A 22,081-nucleotide genomic window follows, 5' to 3' on the forward strand; every position below is an offset into this window, starting at 1 on the left:
TTATGTGTGAATCCTGTTATCACTGCGGTGAAGATGTACCAGCGGAAACGGATTTTAAAGTAGAAATCTTAGGATCGGTGCGACCTATGTGTTGTCCGGGTTGCGAAACCGTAGCCCAGACAATCGTTGATAGCGGTTTGGTCTCTTACTACCAATATCGTACCGCTCCAGCTGAAAAAGCGGATCTCGTGCCAGAGCAACTTCTGGCACTCAGTCATTACGACAACGAAGATGTTCAATTGGAGTTCGTCCGTAACTCTGAAAACACCTCTGAAGTGACATTGTCACTAGAAGGTGTATCTTGTGCTGCTTGTGCATGGCTTATTGAGAAGCAAGTCTCTTCAAAGTTAGGGGTTGTTAGTATTCGTGTTAATACCACGACTAACCGCGCCCTGCTCAGTTGGGACAACACTCAGACGAAACTGAGCGAGCTGTTGTCTTCAATCCATACCCTAGGCTACAAAGCCGCACCTTTTGAGGCTGATCAACAAGAAGCCGCCTATCATCGTTCGATGAAGAATTATCTCTATCGTCTTGGTATTGCTGGTTTAGCAACCATGCAGGTCATGATGCTGGCTGTTGCGCTTTATCTTGAAGTCTTTGGTAACCTTGAGCCCGAATTCAAAAGCTACTTCCGTTGGGTGAGCTTAATCTTTGCAACACCGGTTCTGCTCTACTCTGCATTGCCTTTCTATATCAACGCGTGGCGTAGCCTCAAAGGTCGAACATTGGGTATGGATGTACCTGTGTCGATCGCTCTTTTGTTTGCCTACGTTGCAAGTTTGGTCGCAACGTTGACAGAGAAAGGTGAAGTATTCTTCGAATCTATCTCGATGTTTACCTTCTTCCTACTGCTTGGTCGTTTCCTTGAAATGCGCGCTCGTCGTAAAGCCGCCGCTGCTAGTGGTAACCTGCTTAAGCTCGTTCCTGCTATGGCAACAACGTTAGATGGCGAACAAGTTCCAGTCAAAACCTTAAAAGTTGGCGACCAAATTCGCGTTCTACCGGGTGAGCACATTCCTGCCGATGGCAAAGTATTGTCTGGCAGAGTTCATATCGATGAATCGATGCTGACTGGCGAATCTATCCATGTGGTCAAAAACGAAGGCGATACTGTCTACGCTGGTACATTGAATGGTGATGAGTCGTTTGAACTGGAAGTGATGACATCAAAAGCGGATTCGGTGATTTCCAACATCGTTCGCCTGCAAGACGAAGCGCAACTGTCTAAACCTCGCATTGCAGAAATTGCTGATGTTGTGGCTCGATACTTTGTTGCGGTTATCTTAATCATCTCATTCGGCACTTGGTTTTACTGGCACCAAACACGACCAGAAGACGCTTTCTGGATCATGCTTTCGGTATTGGTAGCAACGTGTCCTTGTGCTCTGTCACTGGCAACACCGACGGCGATTACTTGTTCAACGTCTCGCATGGGTAACTTCGGTATTTTGCTGCGCAAAGGCCACGTATTCGAAACCTTGTGCAAAGTGAATCACTTGATCATCGATAAAACAGGTACATTGACTGAGGGTGATATTCGTATCAGCCAAGTTGAAACCTTCGCTGAACTTGATAAAGACACTTGTCTCAAAGTAGCGGCGAGCCTGGAACAACACGCTAACCACCCTATCGCTAAGGCGTTCAAGACTCATCTTTCTGATGAGATCGAAGTAGAGTCAGTTAATAACGTGATTGGTTCAGGTATCACTGGTGAGTGGAATGGCCAAGAAGTTGCGATTGGTAGTAGTGAATTCATTCTAGGTGAAGCTCAACCATCGGAAAGCAACGGCATTTACTTGTCGATGGCGGGTCGTCATATCGCTACATTTACTTATGAAGATCCAATCCGTAAAGAAAGCATCGAGTTTATTAAGCAATTTAAAGAAGCGGGCATCAAAACAACTCTGCTTACTGGCGATTCTTTGATTAACGCGAAGCCTGTTGCTGAAGAGATTGGTATTACTGATATTGTTGCTAACGCGAAACCTGAAGATAAACTTGCTTACCTGAACTCTCGAGATGCAAGTGACATTACCATGATGGTTGGCGATGGCATTAACGATGCCCCTATTCTTGCAGGTGCCCACCTTTCTGTCGCTATGGGCGGCGGTACAGACGTGGCGAAAGCTTCTGCGGATATGGTGTTACTGGGTGATAAGCTCGATAGATTACTTAAGTCGCGTACTTTGGCGTTAAAAACACGTAAGATAATTCGTGAAAACCTAGCTTGGTCATTAGGATATAACTTACTTATCCTTCCATTGGCTGTCGCGGGTTTGGTTGCTCCATACATTGCCGTTGTGGGCATGTCTGCCAGCTCTATTATTGTTGTGTCTAACTCGTTAAGGCTTTTAAAAGAGCAAGGTAAATAATGGAAAGTTTATACATCCTGATCCCCATTGCGATTGTACTGGTGTGCATCGCTGTTGGTATTTTTCTATGGGCGGTGAAGAGCGAACAGTTTGAAGACCTAGAACGTCAAGGTCACAATATACTGTTTGATGAAGACGAAAAGGCTCACAACCATTCTGATAGTAAACCTGTCAAGAATGAGAAAGCTAACAGCGAAAGCCAAACTAACGTAGACAAAAAGAACGATGACGCCTGATTGGATCGGAGCCTTTGTTGTTGGATTGATCGGCGCAGGCCATTGCATGGGAATGTGTGGTGGTATTGCGTCGCTTCTTTCGATTGGCAACAGTAAACCTTCCCCTGTTATTCCCCTACTTTATAACCTAGGGCGCTTGCTAAGTTATGCCGTGATTGGTGGTGTGATTGGCGGTGCAATCTCTTCGATAGGTCAGCTAAGCGATTTTAACGCTCTGCTAGGTTGTCTGCGATTATTTGCAGCTGGCTTTATGATCGTCTTAGGTTTGTATATCGGTAAATGGTGGTTCGGCTTGTTGTTCTTTGAAAAAGCCGGGCAGAAACTATGGCGCTATATCTCTCCTTTAGGTAAATCATTTCTACCCTTGAAGCACCCTAGCCATGCTTTGCCGTTTGGCTTTATTTGGGGTTGGCTACCATGTGGCTTAGTTTACTCAATGCTTACGTGGGCGGCCGTATCAGGAAGTTGGTACAACGGTGCCGGTATCATGCTTGCTTTCGGTTTAGGTACGCTTCCAGCAATGCTCACAGTAGGCATGGGCGCTAATTTCCTCAAAAAACTGCAACAAGCTGACTTATTTCGCCAATTAGGCGCAATTTTAATCCTCCTTTACGGTTTCTATACCGGATATATGGCATTGCAGCTCATTATTTATACCGTATAGGTAACCTTTAAATCCGGTTTTTTTACTACCCAACTGGATAAAGGAATGCTAAAATATTGACGTATATCAAATAGTGAAAGATTGTTATGATTTCTGAAAAGCCTGTGACGAAACGTGTTCAGTCTGGTGGCTGTGCGATCCATTGCCAGGATTGTAGTATTAGCCAGCTCTGTATTCCGTTTACTTTGAATGAATCTGAACTCGATCAACTTGATCAGATCATTGAGAGAAAAAAGCCTATTCAAAAAGGCCAAGAGTTATTTAAAGCCGGTGACGAGCTTAAATCTCTATATGCTATTCGCTCTGGAACGATCAAGAGCTACACGATTACCGAGCAAGGTGATGAGCAGATTACTGCATTCCACCTAGCGGGCGATCTTGTTGGCTTCGATGCGATTACTGGTGACCAACACCCTAGTTTCGCACAAGCGCTAGAAACTTCTATGGTATGTGAAATCCCATATGAGATTCTTGATGACCTATCAGGAAAAATGCCTAAATTGCGTCAGCAAATTATGCGCCTGATGAGTAACGAGATTAAAGGTGACCAAGAAATGATTCTGCTTCTTTCTAAGAAGAACGCGGAAGAGCGCCTTGCTGCATTCCTTTACAACCTTTCTACTCGCTTCTCTCAACGTGGCTTCAGCCCGCGTGAGTTCCGCCTAACGATGACTCGTGGTGATATTGGTAACTACCTTGGTTTGACTGTTGAAACAATCAGCCGTCTTCTAGGTCGTTTCCAAAAAGCAGACATCTTGAGCGTTAAAGGCAAATATATCACTATCGAAGATCACGATGCGTTGATGGAACTTGCTGGCGTTTCAAAAGAATAATCTAGATATCAATGATGTAGTTCAATAATGAGCTACATCATGTTTCTCTCTTAAAACCTCTTATATTTCTCTTAATCTCTCCATAACTACGCTACATTATTTATATGTTCGGTCTGAAAAGTAGGCTTAGTTATGAGTATCTATAACAAAATTTTAGTTGTCGCAGACATTAATCACGATGAGCAGCCTGCTCTATTTCGTGCTATCCAACTTGCTAAGAAAAGCACCTCAACAAGCCACATCACTTTCTTTTTGTCGATATACGACTTCTCGTATGAAATGACATCTATGCTCTCTATCGATGAAAGAGACGCAATGCGCAAAGGCGTAATTCATCAACGCGAAATTTGGATGAATAAAGTCGCAGAACCTTACCTAGATGATTCTATTGAATTTAATGTACAAGTGGTTTGGCATAACCGCCCATACGAAGCGATCATTGCCGAGGTTTACAGTGGTGAGCACGACATCTTAATCAAAGGTACGCGTAAACACGATACTTTGGAATCTGTCATCTTCACTCCAACCGATTGGCATCTGTTGAGAAAGTGCCCTAGCCCAGTGCTATTGGTTAAAAACGATTTCTGGCCAGATCACGCGAAGATTTTTGCTTCAGTTCATGTAGGTTCTGAAACAGAAGCTCATTTAGAGCTTAACGATACGATGGCCGACAGATTGCTAGAGATCACCGGTCGTTTGGATGCGGAACCGTTCTTGGTGAATGCCTACCCTGTGACACCTGCGAATATTACCATTGAACTGCCAGAGTTTGATCCAACGTCTTATACCGATGCGGTTCGTGGCCATCACTTAACGGCAATGAAAGCATTGCGCCAGAAGCACGGTATGTGTGAAGAACAAACTGTGGTTGAACAAGGCTTGCCAGAAGATGTTATTCCTCGCGTCGCTTCTGAAAATAACGCTGCGATGGTGATTCTGGGTACAACGGGTCGTACTGGCTTGTCTGCCGTGTTTATTGGTAATACCGCGGAACATGTTATCGATAAGATTAACTGTGATGTGTTGGCTCTTAAACCGTCTGGTTACGTCAGCCCACTAGACCCTAACCTTTCGAAAGGTTAGGTCAGGGATAGTTTAACTTATAAAAAAACGCCTCAAGCATTGCTTGAGGCGTTTTTGTTTGTCTGTTGTAGGCGCATCTATTGCTCTACAACGATTATTCTTATTATACGTTCGTTACGTCGATGAACATTGACTCATCGATGTTAGAAGATGAAATTTCAGCTTCTTCGAATTCGTACGCTTTGCGGTCTTCACTACGGTCTAGTGGAAGGTTCACGAAGTCAAACAGCTCGCGGTCAGCCAGTTGGCTTGGACTTACGTTCTGGATTGACTTGAAGATCTTCTCAACACGACCTGGCGTTTTCTTATCCCAATCAATTAGCATCGCTTTAATGTTCTGACGCTGTAGATTCTCTTGAGAGCCACATAGGTTACAAGGAATGATTGGGAACTCTTTATGTTCTGCGTATTTGATTAGGTCCGTTTCACGACAGTAAGTCAGTGGACGAATAACAACGTTACGACCATCATCTGAACGAAGCTTTGGTGGCATAGCCTTTAAGCGCGCACCGTGGAACATGTTTAGGAACAGGGTCTCAACGATGTCGTCTAGGTGGTGACCCAGAGCGATCTTAGTTGCACCAATCTTCTCTGCGAATGAGTACAAAGTACCACGACGAAGACGAGAACATAGGCCACACGTTGTTTTACCTTCTGGCACTTTCTCTTTAACCACTGAATACGTGTCTTTATCTACGATGTAGTAAGGAATGTTCAGTGTTTCAAAGTACTCAGGAAGAATGTGTTCAGGGAACCCAGGTTGTTTTTGATCTAGGTTTACTGCCACAACATCAAATTTGATCGGTGCTGCTTCACGTAAACGTAGCAAAATATCTAACATCGCAAATGAATCTTTACCGCCACTAATACATGCCATTACTACGTCATTCTCTTCGATCATGTTGTAGTCGATGATGGCATTTCCAACATTTCTTCTCAGACGTTTCTGAAGTTTGTTGAATTCAAGTGTTTCTTTTCTATTATCGTTTTGGTTCATTGCGACTCTCACACCGTCGTATTACCGACTGTAGATTGCTAGTGGGACTGTTTTAGGGCGTGGATTATACGGATTTTTATTTGATGTTGAAATAGTAACGGCCGGATAAACAAGCTGAGTAATAGAAAGATTCTGCTTTTATTGTTCGATAAGCGCCTAAACGGCAGAGAAACGCGGCTTCACAAGCTCTCGCTTGGTATCATAGATAAAGAAAAGCAGCCTGATCTTATTCGATGAGGCTGCTTTAAGATATGTCGCAAAAACTTAGGGGGATAATTTCGCTAAGCTTTTACTTCACTAACAATGATTCTGTTAAAAATTATTGCGCGGGAATGTACGGCAATACGCGAACTGTTGGTTCTGGCAACGTGATGCTGTCACTTCCATTCAGTTCTTCTAAGGTGAATTTCGCACGTCCTTCTTTGATTGGTAGTTGCTTGCCATTTGAAAGCTCGATGTTGCCTTCCAGCTTATTAGCGAACTCTAGCGTTAACCCTTGGATATCTGGCGTGAACCAACCAGAGAACATACCGCTGACGTCTTCAAGCATCGCCTGCATCTGTGGCAATAGGTTTTCTATCTGTGCAACTTCTACTGTGCCAGCTAAAGGCTCTTGAGTCATCACCACAAAAGAATACGCACATTCCTGTTCTTGAGTTTGTACAAAGATAAGAGGGTTTGCTGAGCGTAGGTTTTGATCTACCGGTAGAAGCAGTTCATTGGCCGGAGAGACTTTTAGCTCTTCGTAGTGCTCTTCTTTTTCCATCCAAGCTTTGCTGATGTGACAGGTTTGCTGAGCTTGTTGATCAACAAAGAAGACCGCAACTTTGACATCATCATGCCCTTCTTTGGTGTTGTTTTTCAGCTGAGTATAAAGCTTAGAATACGTGAACATGTATTCTTGCGCTGAAGCAGGAAGAGAAACCCCAAGGCTTAATGAGGCTAATAAAGCGAGTGCTGTCTTTTTCATTATTATAATCTTGTCGAAGTTGAGCGTTTATAAATAGAAAGAGCAGCTAATGAGCTGCTCTTTTTGTGATATTACTGGTATAAGCCGACTATCGAAGGCAACCAAGTTGGTATCAAAATGAGTTACTTTTTCCAGTATACCTCGTTGTGACGGATCATAGCTTGTAAATCAGTCACATAGTCGGAACCTCGCTCAGAATATTTTAACAAGCCATTGGTGAGCTCTGTCGCCGTTGCAGTTGTTAAAAGATCATCACCTTGCGCATCAAGTTTTGCACGAATCACTCTTAGATCGGCGTAAGCACGATTACGATTAAGGTTCATGAAATACCGATGTACGGATTCTTGGCTTGAAGAGAATGTTGCGACTTCATGCGAGCTACCTTCGTTACGTTGTAGCGGAACAAGGCCACAACCTTTGGTGTAACACCAGTGTCCAAAATAGTTATTTGCTTTAGTGGCGAAACGAGATGTACCCCAAGCTGATTCATTGGCCGCCTGAGTTAACACAAGCGCTTCAGGTAGCACGTTTACACGATTCAACATTTCTTTCAGCCAAGCGTCATCTAAGCCCGATGAAGGTACAGGCAGGCTATACAGCTTCCCTAGTCTCTTTGCGTATGACGCGTCTTCAGAGTCAACATTGTTCAACCCCGTCTCTGAAAGCTTGGTTAGAAACGCCCGTTCTTTGGTGATTCGCTTGTTTTCGATGTTGATACTTGGGCGAAGATAAGAAAAGAAGGTGTCTTTCTTTTTATTTACATCTTCAATCGCTGCGAAATCTGGCTTATCAGAAGAGACGGTCAAGTCACCAAAGTTTTGCTCTGAGTCTGAAGCCTTTTGCCCCGCTCGCCTGCGCTCTTCTTCTTGTTGGTAAAGCATTGGGCCAACTAACGAGATCGAGCCAACTAAGGCTAATGCTGTCACTTTTAGCGCAAGTGATTTACTTGAGCTTAATTTAGAGTTGTTATGCATCGAATACCTGTGGGTCTTTATTGTTGCTACCGTTGTGGTCGTCGTCGCTCTTTGGTCTGTCTGACGCGATCAGTTTGAGTTTAATGCCAAACATCTCGCGGTAAAGAATCCCTTTCACGTGGAAGAAGAAAGGTAAAACGAAGATAAGGCCAATGCCGTACATCATTGCCGCGACGATGAACATCAGCATTACTAATAGGTAGATAGAAGCAACGGTGAAGATTTTTTTGTTGACAGCACGCAGAGAAAGCAGCAGCGATTGCATTGGCGGCACTTTCTTATCACAAATCAGCAGAATCGAATGGCTGAACGCCAGTGAGAAGTAGATAGACAAGAACGGCAGAATCATACCTGCGATGCCTTGAAGCATTAGGCTAAACAAAGTCACTAGAATAACCGGAACCGTAAACTGCAAACCTTTACCGATGTGGCGTACTTTGGTTTGTAGGCCAGCGGCGTGACTCATTGCCATTAAACAGATACCCGCATAGATAGGCGCACTGATCACTTCATAGCTAAAGTTCGCAATAAAAATCGATTCAACGATTTGTGGCGTGAACGACTCTGGGTCGATAACTGCATCTAAGATAACCGCGGGATCACCAAGCTGTAGTTTTAGTGCGATATAAAAGATAGCGAGCTGCACAAACATCAAAGCAATAATCGCTGGGGAAAACGAAAGAAAGTGACTTATCGTATGTTTCCAAGCTTCTTGGAATACAGCCGTTGCTTTGAGCTCATAATCGCCAGAAAGTGCACGGTTGATACTACCGCCCAAATTAAAATCTTTTTCGATGTCGTTGTTCATATTGATACCTAGGTGTGCCGATTAAGCGAAGCCACCTAACTTATTGATAAAAAATTACCTTCATTATACTCATATGTCGGATACAAACTAAAATATGAATCTGTAACAAGGCTTGCTTTTGCGTCTTGATGGTTAATAATTAGACACTTGTTAGGGTGTAAACCCAGTAAATAACAGTATGGTAAAGGATGTTTACTTTTACCTGCGAAATTTTTTATCTTCGAAAGGTAAAAAATGCTTTGAATTCACGTTTTTGGTGATTATGATGCGCGCCTTAAAGGTGTATAGCAACAGGTCTCAAATAGAACCAAGGTGGAGAAAAACAGACGTTGAACGCTAAAAAATCAGTAGGAAAGCCAGTAGTACAGCTAACTGGCATCAGTAAAAGTTTCGATGGTAAGGAAGTCATCGGCAATCTGGATTTAAACGTAAATCATGGTGAGTTTCTCACGATTTTAGGCCCATCAGGTTGTGGTAAAACAACCGTGCTAAGAATGATTGCGGGTTTTGAAACGGCAGATAGTGGTCAAATACTATTAGCTGAACAAAACGTAACCCAAGTTCCTGCTGAACAAAGGCATGTAAACACTGTATTCCAAAGCTATGCCCTATTCCCGCATATGACCGTTTTCGACAATGTGGCATTTGGCTTACGCATGCAGAAAGTTCCAAACAGCGAGATTGAACCTCGTGTAATGGATGCTTTGAAAATGGTGCGCCTAGAACAAATGGCACAACGAAAGCCACACCAGCTATCTGGTGGCCAACAGCAACGTATCGCAATCGCTCGTGCTGTCGTTAATAAGCCTAAAGTTCTTTTGTTGGATGAATCTCTATCTGCTCTGGATTACAAACTACGTAAACAGATGCAAATCGAGCTGAAACAATTACAACGCCAACTTGGTATCACGTTCATTTTTGTAACGCATGACCAAGAAGAGGCGCTGTCTATGTCTGACCGTATTATTGTTATGCGTGATGGCGTGATTGAACAAGACGGAACACCAAGAGAGATCTACGAAGAGCCTAAGAACCTATTTGTAGCGCGTTTCATTGGTGAAATTAACGTATTCGAAGCGACAGCGAAATCTCGTCAAGATTCAAAACGCATTGTTGCGACAATCGAAGGTGAAGAGTCCATTATCTATCACGATAAAGACGTAACACCGGGTCAAAAACTGCAAGTATTGCTTCGCCCTGAAGATCTTCGAATCGAAGAAATTAAAGAGTCAGAGCAACGCGGTATTGTTGGCCACATTGTCGAGCGAACCTATAAAGGCATGACATTAGATTCAGTCGTAGAACTTGAATCTGGTATGCGTGTCATGGTTAGCGAATTCTTCAACGAAGATGACCCTGATGTTGATCACTCACTGGGCCAAAAAGTTGCAGTAACTTGGGTTGAGAGCTGGGAAGTGGTATTAGAAGATGAGCAAGAAGTTTAATTTACAAAACGCAATTGTTGCTTTAATCACAGGTTGGTTAGTGTTGTTCGTGATGATTCCAAACATCATGATCATTGGTACTAGCTTCTTAACTCGTGATGAAGCGAACTTGATCGAGATGACCTTCACTCTCGATAACTACGTGCGTTTGGCTGACCCGCTGTATTTTAAAGTGTTGATGCACTCTTTCTATATGGCAATTGTCGCAACCCTACTTTGTTTGATTATTGGTTACCCATTCGCTTACATCGTGGCAAAAATGCCGGCGAAGTGGCGTCCAATCATGTTGTTCCTAGTGATAGTACCATTCTGGACGAACTCTTTGATTCGTACATACGGATTAAAAATTGTACTGGGTACGCAAGGTGTCTTGAACAAAAGCTTGTTAGCGTTAGATATCATTGATAAACCGCTACGTATCATGTACTCAGAAACCGCAGTAATGATCGGTTTAGTGTACATCCTACTTCCGTTTATGATTCTGCCGCTGTATTCAGCGATTGAAAAACTGGACGATACGTATTTAGAAGCGGCTAAAGATTTAGGTGCGAACAAACTGCAAACGCTATTGAAAGTGGTACTACCACTAACAATGCCGGGCATTATTGGCGGCTGTTTGTTAGTGCTACTGCCAGCGTTAGGTATGTTCTACATCTCTGACCTATTAGGCGGAGCTAAGAACCTATTGATTGGTAACGTGATTAAGAGCCAAGTGCTCAACGCTCGAGACTGGCCGTTTGGCGCAGCGACGAGTATCGCACTGACCATGGCAATGGCTGTGATGCTGTATGCCTACTACCGAGCAGGTAAGCTATTGAACAAGAAAGTGGAGCTAGACTAATGGGGCGCACAGTTAAGTTCAGCTTTATGGCGCTGGTATACGCCTTTCTATACCTACCTATTATCGTATTGATCGCTAACTCGTTTAATGCCAATAAGTTTGGTATGAAATGGGGTGGCTTCACCACTAAATGGTATGACGCGCTTATTAACAACGACAGCCTAATGCAGGCTGCGTGGCACTCGATCAACGTAGCGGTGTTCTCAGCAACAGCCGCAACGATTGTCGGGAGCCTTACAGCAGTAGCCCTATTCCGTTACCAATTTAAAGGTAAAGGCATCGTAAATGGCATGCTGTTCATCGTAATGATGTCTCCAGATATCGTAATGGCGATTTCGCTTCTTGCGCTATTCTTGGTAATGGGTGTTCAACTTGGGTTCTTTACCCTACTTGCTGCTCACATTACCTTCTGTCTACCGTTTGTTGTAGTAACGGTATACAGTCGCTTGAATGGCTTTGATGTGAAGATGCTAGAAGCAGCAAAAGACTTAGGTGCAAGTGAATGGACGATTCTAAAACAGATCATTCTGCCTCTTGCTAAGCCCGCGGTTGCTGCGGGTTGGTTATTGAGCTTCACTCTGTCTTTGGACGATGTAATCATTAGCTCTTTCGTAACCGGCCCAACGTATGAAATCTTACCACTGAAGATTTACTCAATGGTTAAAGTGGGTATCTCTCCTGAGGTAAACGCCCTAGCAACAGTGATGTTAGTGGTGTCGTTAATACTGGTGATCATTTCTCAGTCATTAGCGAGAGAAAAAATCAAGTAAGTCTCCTACTCTATATAGAGACTGGCTTGATTAAGAAGTTAAGAGACTTCAAGTTCAAAAAAAGTGTTAATCATAAACAGAATGGTAAATTGCCATTCTGTTTTTCTATCTACTGCCTTCGGGCAACGTTTAGTTTGGAGCTAACGTCAATGAAAAAATGGGCTACTCTATTAGCTGGTAGTGCATGTGCGCTTTCAATGTTATCTGCACCATCATTTGCAAAAGATAACAAAGAATTGGTATTCATGAATTGGGGACCTTACATCAACAGTGAGATTCTAGAACAGTTCACTGATGAAACTGGTATCAAGGTGATCTACTCGACTTACGAGTCGAACGAAACCCTGTACGCAAAGCTAAAAACACACAACAAAGGCTATGACCTAGTTGTGCCGTCGACTTACTTCGTATCTAAGATGCGTGACGAAGGTATGCTACAAAAGATCGACAAAACTAAGCTGAACAACTTCAAGAATCTAGATACTAACTATCTAGATAAGCCGTACGACCCAAGCAACGACTACTCTATTCCACACGTAGTTGCGATCACAGGTCTTGCTGTTAACACTGACATGTACGATCCAGAAGATTTCCAAAGCTGGGCTGATCTATGGAAGCCAGAGCTTGAAGGTCAACTGATGCTGATGGACGACACTCGTGAAGTGTTCCACATCGCACTGCGTAAGTTAGGTTACTCTGGTAACACAACCAACGAAAAAGAGATCGACGAAGCGTACGCTGAGCTACAAAAGCTTATGCCAAACGTTCTAGTATTTAACTCAGACAACCCAGGCGCGCCTTACATGTCTGGTGAAGTGGGTCTTGGTATGCTGTGGAACGGTTCTGCTGCTGCAGCGCAAAACGAAGGTCTACCAATCAAACTGGTTTTCCCTAAAGAAGGCGGTATCGGTTGGGTTGATAACTTTGCGATTAGCTCTGGTGCGGTAAACGTAGAAGCAGCTCATAAGATGATTGATTTCCTACTTCGCCCTGAAATTGCTGAGCAAATTTCTCGTGACACAGGCTACCTAACGGCCGTTAAAGCGTCTAACGAGAAGTTCAAAGATAGCCCTGCGCTATTCCCATCGCAAGAAGACCTTGATCGTGTTGAATGGCAAGCTGCGGTTGGCGATAAGACAGTGAAGTACGAAGATTACTTCATGAAACTTAAAGCAGGTCAGTAATTTAGCTTATTATCTAACTGTGGCTAAGTAACCAGTTTACTTAACAGGTCAACGTAGATAATCAATAAGTTAAAAATAAGAATATCAATGAATAGGCAGCTTAGGCTGCCTATTTTATTATATCGCTGCTATAATATATCGCGATTTTTCGAAATCCTTTACCTTGGGTTCACTACCCAGCTCCAAATCAAACAAATGAACGGAACAGTAATGAAAAAAACACTGTATACCGGCGCATTGTGTGCTGCTACTTTACTTTCTACACCCTCTTTCGCAGCTGACCAAGAACTGTATTTTTACAACTGGTCTGAATATATTCCAAATGAAGTACTAGAAGACTTCACAGAAGAGACGGGCATTAAAGTCTACTACTCAACTTATGAGTCTAACGAAAGCATGTACGCTAAGTTAAAAACTCAAGGTACGGGTTACGACTTAGTGGTTCCTTCTACTTACTTCGTTTCTAAGATGCGTAAAGAAGGCATGCTTCAAGAGCTTGATAAAACCAAGCTAAGCCACTTTGCAGATTTGGATCCAAATTACTTAGATAAGCCATTTGACCCAAATAACAACTACTCAATCCCATACATCTGGGGTGCGACGGGTATTGGTATCAACTCAGACATGCTAGACAAGTCTTCAGTTAAAAACTGGGGCGATCTGTGGGATACGCAGTGGGAAGGTCAACTGATGATGATGGATGACTCTCGTGAGGTTTTCCATATCGCTCTATCTAAACTGGGCTACTCTCCAAACACGACTAACCCTGAAGAAATCAAAGAAGCCTACGAAGAACTTCGTAAGCTAATGCCAAACGTATTGGTATTTAACTCAGATTTCCCAGCGAACCCTTACCTAGCAGGTGAAGTGTCTCTTGGTATGCTTTGGAATGGTTCTGCTTACATGGCACGCCAAGAAGGCGCAACGATTGACATTATCTGGCCAGAAAAAGGCGCTATCTTCTGGATGGACAGCCTAGCAATTCCAGCAGGCGCTAAGAACACTGAAGCGGCTCATAAGATGATCGACTTCCTTCTTCGCCCAGAGAACGCTGCGAAAATTGCTCTAGAGATCGGTTACCCGACACCAGTTAAAACCGCTTACCCTCTTCTTCCTAAAGAATTTGCTGAAGACAAGAACGTTTTCCCACCACAATCAGTGATGGATAACGGTGTGTGGCAAGATGAAGTTGGTGAAGCGAGCGTTATTTATGACGAGTACTTCCAAAAACTTAAAGTAAACAACTAAGTTATTGTTAGTTAAGAAGTTAAGTAAATAAAGCGGCGTAAGCCGCTTTATTTTTTCAGATTCAGAAACTGATGTGTGTTATTAAAGACAAGGCTTAGGCCGTTAAAGAACCTTTCTCTGTACATAATAACTCGCCAACCAGTTTAGGCACCTCGATACTCGCCTTGCCGTAGCGCTTCTCTTCAAATTCACTTTCAACCGCACTTGGTTCGAGGTTTATCTCGATAGTATGTGCACCATGCATTTTCGCATCGTGAACAAAGCCTGCCGCTGGATAAACAACACCTGAAGTTCCGATAGAGATAAACAGATCCGCTTCTTCCAGTGCGGAATAAATGTCGCCCATTCTTAGTGGCATTTCGCCAAACCAAACAATATGTGGACGCATTTGTGCAGGGATTTGGCAGCAATGACAAAGTTCACCCGTTTCAATATCGCCTTTGTGCTCTACAACTTGATTGGATTCACTGCAACGCGCTTTTAAAAGTTCACCATGCATGTGAATAATGTTGTTGCTACCGCCTCTCTCGTGCAAATTGTCGATGTTTTGAGTAATGATGGTAACTTTGCCATCAAGCTTGTCTTCGAGCTCTCCTAGCGCCTTGTGGGCTGAATTGGGCTGAATGCTCTCACTTTGCAGGCCGTGACGACGCTTGTTATAGAAGGCTTGTACCAAGTCAGGATCTTTTGCGAACCCTTCAGGCGTCGCTACATCTTCGATTTTGTGGTTTTCCCATAGCCCGTCTTGTGCTCGGAATGTTTGTATCCCCGACTCTGCAGAGATGCCAGCGCCAGTAAGAATTACGATATTTCGATATGGGAAATGCATATAACGTCCTTTTAGATATGTCACTTTGTAACAGCTTAGCACTGTTCAAATTCCAACAATAGTTTTGGGGATTAGACCATAGTCTTAGGCAACTGAATTCATTGGCTATTTGTGACATAACTCGCTTGATAGTTGTGGTTGTTGTTACTCAAATTCTCTGTTTTGCTATCCATAGAAACAAAAAAGCGACCGAAGCCGCTTAGTTCTGTTCAACAGTTGTCTACTTGATGTGCTTTACCCCACCAAGTGAACAACGTTAGTCTTCGTTGATAGAAGAGATCTTATGGATAGAAAGATCCGCACCGTTGAATTCATCTTCTTCACTTAAGCGTAGGCCTGTTAGTTTGCTCAACACACCGTATACGATTAACGCGCCGACGAAAGCAACAGCAACACCTGCGACTGTACCAATCAACTGAGAAGCAAAGCTCACGCCGCCTAGACCCCAGAAAGCTTGTTGGCCGAAGATACCAGCAGCAACGCCACCCCAGGCACCACATACGCCGTGTAGAGGCCATACACCCAGTACATCATCGATCTGTGTTTTGTTTTGCATATAAGTAAATAGGTAAACAAACAGCGCACCTGCCACACCGCCCGTCACCAAAGCGCCAAGTGGGTGCATCAAATCTGAGCCCGCACAGATAGCGACGAGACCAGCCAAAGGACCATTGTGGATGAAGCCCGGGTCATTTTTACCTGCAATTAGAGCCGCAAGAATACCGCCAACCATGGCCATGAGAGAGTTCATTGCCACGAGACCGCTGATGCCATTGATCGCTTGAGCTGACATCACGTTAAAGCCAAACCAACCCACACATAAGATCCAAGAGCCTAGTGCTAAGAATGGGATATTCGATGGTGCGAAGTTGGTGTGTTTGCCTGCACGGATTCGACCTTTACGCATCCCTAAGAAGTAAACTGCGACCAAAGCAATCCAACCACCTACGCCGTGAACCACTACCGAGCCTGCGAAGTCATGGAACACGTAACCAAACTGACCTTCTAGCCAATCTTGGAATCCAAAGTTGCCGTTCCAAATGATGCCTTCAAAAAATGGATAGATGAAACCAACCGTAAACAGTGTCGCAATCAAAATTGGATAGAAACGAGCACGCTCTGCGATACCACCAGAAACAATCGCAGGAATTGCCGCTGCGAATGTCATTAGGAAGAAGAACTTAACCAGTTCATATCCGTTGCCTTGCGAAAGTGTTTCTGCGTCTGCAAAAAAGTGTGCACCGTAAGCAACCCAGTAACCGATAAAGAAGTAAGCAATGGCGGAGACACCAAAGTCGGAAAGGATCTTAACCAGCGCGTTGACTTGGTTCTTCTTTCGAACGGTACCGACTTCTAGAAATGCAAAGCCAGCGTGCATCAAGAAAACCATGATGGCGCCGAGTAATAGGAATAAAGTATCTGAACTTTGGGTAAGGGTTTGTACTGCACTATGAACTTGAGTCACCGTTTCACTCATTAAAGCATTCTCCTTCGCTTTATCTGATTTGCACTGATATCGTGCGATTCAATGTTGTAATTAATTAAAGACTCAACAGTGAACGCAAGATGCGTTCCAAGTGTGTGGTGTAATTTTCGTGCAACAGTTTTTGCTTTTAACTTACTGATTAATTGATAATAAATTTATCGGTGCACTTTCTTGGTTCTTAATGAGCGTGAAAATGGAAACAAGAATTGCACCAATTAAGGGAGTTGCACCATATTGAAGCGGTCAATACTATGCTTCATTAAGTTTCGTTGCTGATTAGAAACAAAAAGCCCAATGACCGAAATCATTGGGCTTTCAAAAGGACTATTGTGCTAGATAATTCGCTATCTAGTGAGCCGATACTCGACTACAAGTTTGGACCTGTTGTCGGGTTTTGTGGTAGGTTTTGACTTAAACGCTGCATGCCTTGATACATACGGATAAACCAAACCACAATCGCAACACCACCGAACAACATGCCTACATACGGTATGTAGTAAGCGATGTCATCGATAATATGATTTTGATACCAGTAATCGTTCACACCGATCAACACGCCATTAGAGGTCGCTACTGTCACGATAAGTACAACAAAGAACGTCAAGTTCAAGAAGAACGAGCGAATCAAGCCGTAGTAATGGGTATCCACTACTTCGCCGTCTTCACCTTTATCTAAACGATAGCCCGCGTAGATGATGGCAATTACACCAGAGAGAAGACAAGTAAATGGTGTAAAACAGCTGAGGATGTAAGCAACCCAAATACCTTTATGAGGTTTGTTCATTCTTATTCACCCCTTCCGTTTTCTCTGTTGCTGCGTTAGCGCTTTGTTCAACGCCGTTTTTCTCTTGTTCCATCATTCCTTTGTACCAAAGATCATGGTGCTCTTTAGCCCAAGTCTCATCAACTTCGCCTGTTACCATGCCTTCTAGTGCCCCTTCCATACCGAACAAGCCGATGTAGATGTGGAACACGAAACCACAGATAAGGATCAAAGCAGCCAACATGTGGACTAGGTTTGAGAGCTCCATATCTCGACGGGTTTGACCGAAGATTGGGAAGTCTAAAACCAAGCCACTGATCGCAGCCACACTACCCATTACAATCAATAGCCAGAACAGCGCTTTCTCACCCGCGTTGGAAAACTCTGCAGATGGATGAGAACCTTTATGTTTCCCGACCATACCACCTAGTTTCATGAACCACTGGATATCGACCATCTTGAAGATAGACTTGCGCCACCACTTGATAAGAACAGCCATCAACAGCACATAGAAAATTGGGCCGATGTAGTTGTGGTATTGCTTAGCTAGTAGAACGATGAAGCCCCACAGATCCGTTGGAATGTACGGCTTCAAGAAGTGTTTACCGTAAACCAACATCAAACCACTGAACGCCAGTGTTAAGAAGGTAAACGCCATGCTCCAGTGCAATGCACGGTCTAGTCGAGACCAACGTTTGATTTTACGACCCGTTCTTGGCGCGCTTAACATTAGCGGGCCAATCACAACGTACATCAAAGTCACAAAAGCAATACTGCCAAAGATAGCGACCGCACCGGCTGGTGACATCCACTTCTCTTTCAATATGTACCAAGTTTGACCTGGAGTACTGATTAACACACCGTGCTCAGCTGATTGAGATGTGGTGTAACCTTCCTCACCATTTCTTACTTGTCGCCAAAAATCGGCACCAGCAAGCTGTGTGATTTCTCGTTGAGCAGAGCTCGATTGAGTTTGTGATGAGTTCGTCTCAGATGCATGACTCATAGGAGAAAGCATTGTTAGTGCTGCCAACATCGGCAGCACAACAAGGAAGAGACGCTTAAACATTGTAAGCATATGTCTCTCCTACTTAGCTCTTAGTCGCATCGTAAGAAAGGTCGTTGCCGTCTGTCCAACCTGCACCTTTCGCACCACGTTCAACAACACGCTGACGGAATACATCAGAGACTTTCTCTGCATCACCCGCTAGCAGTGCTTTGGTTGAACATAAAGAAGCACACATTGGTAGTTTGCCTTCAGCGATACGGTTCGCACCGTACTTCTGACGCTCTTCCACAGAACCTGGCTCTGTTTCTGGGCCGCCAGCACAGAAGGTACATTTGTCCATTTTACCGCGCTCACCAAAGGCTTCCTGTTTAGGAAATTGAGGTGCGCCAAACGGACAAGCAAACAAGCAGTAACCACAACCGATACACAGATCTTTATTGTGAAGTACGATGCCGTCTTCCGTATGTTCAAAACAGTCTGCCGGGCAAACTGCCATACAAGGGGCATCAGTACAGTGCATACACGCTACTGAGATAGAGTTTTCACCTGGTTCGCCATCGTTCAGTGTCACAACGCGACGACGTTGAATACCCCATTCCAGAGCATCATCATTTTCATTCTTACATGCAGTGACACAACCGTTACATTCGATACAACGCTTGGTGTCACAAAGAAATTTCATTCTAGCCATTTTAAGACTCCTTACGCTTTACGAATATTACAAAGGGTTACTTTCGTTTCCTGCATCAACGTGACAGGGTCGTAACCGTATGTGGTTGCTGTGTTAGCAGCTTCACCAATAACGTAAGGATCAGTGCCTTCTGGGTATTTAGAACGCAAATCTTCGCCTTGGAACTTACCACCGAAGTGGAATGGGATGAATGCCAGACCCGGTTTCACACGACGTGTAACCATCGCTTTCACCTTAATACGGCCCTTCTCTGCACCCTCAACCCAAACATCGTCACCGTCTTTAAAGCCGATGTCGTTTGCATCTTTCGGGTTCACTTCAACAAACATCTCTTGCTGTAGTTCTGCTAGCCAAGGGTTAGAACGGGTTTCTTCACCACCACCTTCGTACTCAACCAAACGACCAGAGGTCAGGATAATCGGGTATTCGCCAGATTTGTCTTGCTCTTGAATCGACTTGTAAAGCGTAGGAACACGGAAGATAGCTTCTTTGTCGTCCCACGTTGGGTAATCAGCAACTAGGTCGCGACGTGGTGTGTAAAGTGGCTCACGGTGCAGTGGTACACGGTCTGGGAATGTCCAAACAATCGCACGTGCTTTCGCATTACCAAATGGGATACAGCCGTGTTTAATTGCCACACGTTGGATACCACCTGAAACGTCAGTCTTCCAGTTTTTGCCTTCAGCAGCCGCTTTCTCTTCTGCAGTTAGATCATCCCACCAACCCAGTTGTTTCAGTAGTTTGTCACTGAACTCTGGGTAGCCGTCTTTGATCTCACAGCCTTTCGAGTAGCTGTCTTCTGCCAGTAGGCTTTGACCTTCAAACTCAACACCAAAACGAGTACGGAAGTTACCACCACCTTCAGCAACCGTCTTAGACGTATCGTAAAGGATGTGTGTACCCGGATGTTTCATCTCTGGTGTGCCCCAACATGGCCAAGGTAGACCGTAAGTCTCGCCATTTGCTGGACCGCCTTCTGCTTCTAGAGACGTTTTGTGGAATGTGTGCCAATTCTGTTGGTGTTCTTTCAAACGCTCAGGGCTTTGGCCTGTGTAGCCGATTGTCCACATACCTTTGTTGAATTCACGTGTAATATCTTCAATCAGTGGTTGGTTGTTCTCAACACGGATGTTTTTGAACAGCTGATCAGAGAAACCAAGCTTCTTAGAAAGCAGGTACATGATTTCGTGGTCAGGTTTAGATTCGAATAGAGGATCAACAACCTTGTCACGCCACTGTAGAGAACGGTTTGACGCCGTTACACTGCCGTAGGTTTCAAACTGAGTCGTTGCTGGTAGCAGGTAAACGCCGTCGGTACGATCATTCATTACCGCTGCAACCGTTGGGTATGGGTCAACAATAACCATCATATCCAGCTTCTGCATCGCTTTTTTCATCTCTGGACCACGAGTCTGAGAGTTCACCGCGTGACCCCAGTAGAACATGGCACGGATGTTTTCGCGTTGGCGAATCTTGTCTTTGTCTTCAAGTACGCCATCAACCCAACGAGATACAGGAATACCTGCACTGTTCATTGGTTTTTGACCGCCGTATGCGTTGTCGTCGAAACGGCCTTTCACCCAGTCAAAGTCGATATCCCAAACTTTTGACCAGTGACGCCAAGAACCTTCAGACAAGCCGTAGTAGCCTGGAAGTGTGTCTGACAGTACGCCAAGGTCAGTTGCGCCCTGTACGTTATCGTGACCACGGAAGATGTTTGCACCGCCGCCTGATTTACCGATGTTACCTAGCGCAAGCTCAAGTACACAGTAAGCGCGTGTGTTGTTGTTACCAGTCGTGTGCTGAGTACCACCCATACACCAAACGATACAACCCGGACGGTTTTCAGAAAGTAGTTTCGCGGTGTGGTATACGTCTTTTTCACTAACACCAGTTACGCGTTCAACTTCTGCTGGGTTCCACTTCGCGACTTCTTCACGGATCTCGTCCATGCCGAATACACGTTGTTTAATGAACTCTTTGTCTTCCCATTGGTTTGCAAAGACGTGCCATAACACACCCCAGATAAACGCAACGTCAGAACCTGGACGAAGAGAAACGTAGTGATCTGATTTCGCAGCAGTACGCGTACGACGAGGATCCGCAACAACGATCTTACAGTTGTTCTTCTCTTTCGCGATCAAGATGTGTTGCATCGCTACTGGGTGAGCTTCTGCTGGGTTTGAACCAATGAACAGCATCGATTTACAGTTGTGCATGTCATTGAACGAGTTTGTCATTGCACCGTAACCCCAAGTGTTCGCAACACCGGCTACTGTGGTTGAGTGACAAATACGTGCTTGGTGGTCAACGTTGTTGGTGCCCCAAAGCGAAGCCATCTTACGGAATGCATAAGCTTGCTCGTTACTGTGTTTCGCACTACCTAGGAAGTAAACTGAATCAGGGCCAGACTCTTTACGAAGTTCTAGCGCTTTGTTACCGATCTCTTCAATCGCTTGTTCCCAAGAAAGCTTCTTCCACTTACCGCCTTCCAATTTCATTGGGTACTTAAGACGACGTTCACCGTGGCCGTGCTCACGAAGTGCTGCACCTTTCGCACAGTGTCCACCAGCGTTGAATGGGTGATCGAATGCAGGCTCTTGACCTGTCCATACGCCATTTTGAACTTCAGCGTAGATACCACAACCCACAGAACAGTGAGAACAGATAGTACGTTTCACTTCTGTTTTCGCTTCTGGATCGACTGATTTAGCCTGTGCTTTCTTCATCATACCTGGTGCAAATAGACTTGCGCCTACCACTGCGCCACCAGCAGCTAATGAAGTGTTTTTCATGAAGGCACGTCGAGACACACCTAGCTGATTGGTTTCTTTGCTCACACTATCGGAGCGTTTGACAAGTTTCATCCGTTATC

20 protein-coding genes are annotated in these 22,081 nt (G+C 44.4%); 10 read left to right on the plus strand and 10 right to left on the minus strand.

The features are described from left to right. Positions 1-2 precede the first annotated feature (2 nt). The 5 genes from A136_RS19330 to uspE all read left to right on the plus strand — a co-directional run bounded on the left by A136_RS19330 (position 3) and on the right by uspE (position 5,191). Positions 3-2,375, plus strand: coding sequence for a heavy metal translocating P-type ATPase (locus tag A136_RS19330; RefSeq protein ID WP_029235165.1), 2,373 nt, complete (start codon positions 3-5; stop codon positions 2,373-2,375). After that, the gene (gene ccoS, locus A136_RS19335; RefSeq protein ID WP_017059639.1) at positions 2,375-2,611 is read left to right on the plus strand and encodes a cbb3-type cytochrome oxidase assembly protein CcoS; all 237 of its coding nucleotides are present in this window, start codon (positions 2,375-2,377) and stop codon (positions 2,609-2,611) included. The genes A136_RS19330 and ccoS overlap by 1 nt, the downstream gene beginning before the upstream one ends. Next, positions 2,601-3,275 carry a sulfite exporter TauE/SafE family protein gene (locus A136_RS19340; protein ID WP_017063859.1) on the plus strand — a complete coding sequence of 225 codons (675 nt, stop codon included), beginning with the start codon at positions 2,601-2,603 and terminating at the stop codon, positions 3,273-3,275. The genes ccoS and A136_RS19340 overlap by 11 nt, the downstream gene beginning before the upstream one ends. Positions 3,276-3,361: 86 nt before the next feature. Continuing rightward, entirely contained in the window at positions 3,362-4,108 is a 747-nt protein-coding gene (locus tag A136_RS19345) for an FNR family transcription factor (protein ID WP_017059637.1), read from the plus strand. Positions 4,109-4,240: 132 nt separating this feature from the next. Next, complete coding sequence (gene uspE, locus A136_RS19350) at positions 4,241-5,191, plus strand: universal stress protein UspE (protein ID WP_017063860.1); 951 nt, start codon at positions 4,241-4,243, stop codon at positions 5,189-5,191. A gap of 103 nt (positions 5,192-5,294) precedes the next feature. On the opposite strand, the gene ttcA is transcribed toward uspE, so the two are convergent. From ttcA to A136_RS19370, 4 genes are all read right to left on the minus strand, one after another. Continuing rightward, on the minus strand, positions 5,295-6,188 hold the full coding sequence (gene ttcA / locus A136_RS19355; RefSeq protein WP_017063861.1) for a tRNA 2-thiocytidine(32) synthetase TtcA: 894 nt from the start codon (positions 6,186-6,188) through the stop codon (positions 5,295-5,297). Positions 6,189-6,507: 319 nt separating this feature from the next. After that, entirely contained in the window at positions 6,508-7,158 is a 651-nt protein-coding gene (locus tag A136_RS19360; protein WP_017063862.1) for a DUF2987 domain-containing protein, read from the minus strand. Positions 7,159-7,280: 122 nt separating this feature from the next. After that, positions 7,281-8,132: a glucosaminidase domain-containing protein gene (locus A136_RS19365; RefSeq protein WP_017063863.1), complete on the minus strand. Its 852-nt coding sequence runs from the start codon at positions 8,130-8,132 to the stop codon at positions 7,281-7,283. Continuing rightward, positions 8,125-8,940, minus strand: a complete 816-nt coding sequence (locus A136_RS19370; protein ID WP_017063864.1) for a membrane protein — start codon at positions 8,938-8,940, stop codon at positions 8,125-8,127. The genes A136_RS19365 and A136_RS19370 overlap by 8 nt, the downstream gene beginning before the upstream one ends. A 329-nt stretch (positions 8,941-9,269) precedes the next feature. On the opposite strand from A136_RS19370, the gene potA reads away from it, so the two are divergent. The 5 genes from potA to A136_RS19395 all read left to right on the plus strand — a co-directional run bounded on the left by potA (position 9,270) and on the right by A136_RS19395 (position 14,428). Next, entirely contained in the window at positions 9,270-10,385 is a 1,116-nt protein-coding gene (potA, locus tag A136_RS19375; RefSeq protein ID WP_017063865.1) for a spermidine/putrescine ABC transporter ATP-binding protein PotA, read from the plus strand. Beyond that, on the plus strand, positions 10,369-11,226 hold the full coding sequence (gene potB / locus A136_RS19380) for a spermidine/putrescine ABC transporter permease PotB (RefSeq protein ID WP_017059630.1): 858 nt from the start codon (positions 10,369-10,371) through the stop codon (positions 11,224-11,226). Before potA ends, potB begins: the two co-directional genes overlap by 17 nt. Continuing rightward, entirely contained in the window at positions 11,226-11,996 is a 771-nt protein-coding gene (gene potC, locus A136_RS19385; RefSeq protein WP_017059629.1) for a spermidine/putrescine ABC transporter permease PotC, read from the plus strand. The genes potB and potC overlap by 1 nt, the downstream gene beginning before the upstream one ends. A 149-nt stretch (positions 11,997-12,145) precedes the next feature. After that, positions 12,146-13,180, plus strand: coding sequence for an extracellular solute-binding protein (locus A136_RS19390; RefSeq protein ID WP_017063866.1), 1,035 nt, complete (start codon positions 12,146-12,148; stop codon positions 13,178-13,180). Positions 13,181-13,390: 210 nt separating this feature from the next. After that, on the plus strand, positions 13,391-14,428 hold the full coding sequence (locus A136_RS19395) for an extracellular solute-binding protein (protein WP_017059627.1): 1,038 nt from the start codon (positions 13,391-13,393) through the stop codon (positions 14,426-14,428). Positions 14,429-14,522: 94 nt separating this feature from the next. Here the strand turns inward: A136_RS19395 and cobB are convergent, their stop codons facing one another. From cobB to A136_RS19425, 6 genes are all read right to left on the minus strand, one after another. After that, positions 14,523-15,257: a Sir2 family NAD+-dependent deacetylase gene (gene cobB / locus A136_RS19400; RefSeq protein WP_017063867.1), complete on the minus strand. Its 735-nt coding sequence runs from the start codon at positions 15,255-15,257 to the stop codon at positions 14,523-14,525. 256 nt (positions 15,258-15,513) lie between these two features. Further along, positions 15,514-16,734 (minus strand): ammonium transporter, encoded by a 1,221-nt coding sequence (locus A136_RS19405; RefSeq protein WP_017059625.1) that lies wholly within the window; start codon positions 16,732-16,734, stop codon positions 15,514-15,516. A gap of 376 nt (positions 16,735-17,110) precedes the next feature. After that, the gene (locus A136_RS19410) at positions 17,111-17,527 is read right to left on the minus strand and encodes a hypothetical protein (RefSeq protein ID WP_010440849.1); all 417 of its coding nucleotides are present in this window, start codon (positions 17,525-17,527) and stop codon (positions 17,111-17,113) included. Beyond that, on the minus strand, positions 17,511-18,584 hold the full coding sequence (locus A136_RS19415; RefSeq protein WP_017063868.1) for a formate dehydrogenase subunit gamma: 1,074 nt from the start codon (positions 18,582-18,584) through the stop codon (positions 17,511-17,513). The genes A136_RS19410 and A136_RS19415 overlap by 17 nt, the downstream gene beginning before the upstream one ends. A 13-nt stretch (positions 18,585-18,597) precedes the next feature. Next, a complete protein-coding gene (gene fdh3B, locus A136_RS19420) occupies positions 18,598-19,206 on the minus strand; it encodes a formate dehydrogenase FDH3 subunit beta (protein WP_004742271.1) in 609 nt (202 codons plus the stop codon). 11 nt (positions 19,207-19,217) lie between these two features. Then, positions 19,218-22,073, minus strand: coding sequence for a formate dehydrogenase subunit alpha (locus A136_RS19425; RefSeq protein ID WP_017063869.1), 2,856 nt, complete (start codon positions 22,071-22,073; stop codon positions 19,218-19,220). Positions 22,074-22,081 lie beyond the last annotated feature (8 nt).

This window comes from Vibrio crassostreae 9ZC13 (assembly GCF_000272045.2).
GTDB classification, from domain to species: Bacteria; Pseudomonadota; Gammaproteobacteria; order Enterobacterales; family Vibrionaceae; genus Vibrio; species Vibrio crassostreae_C.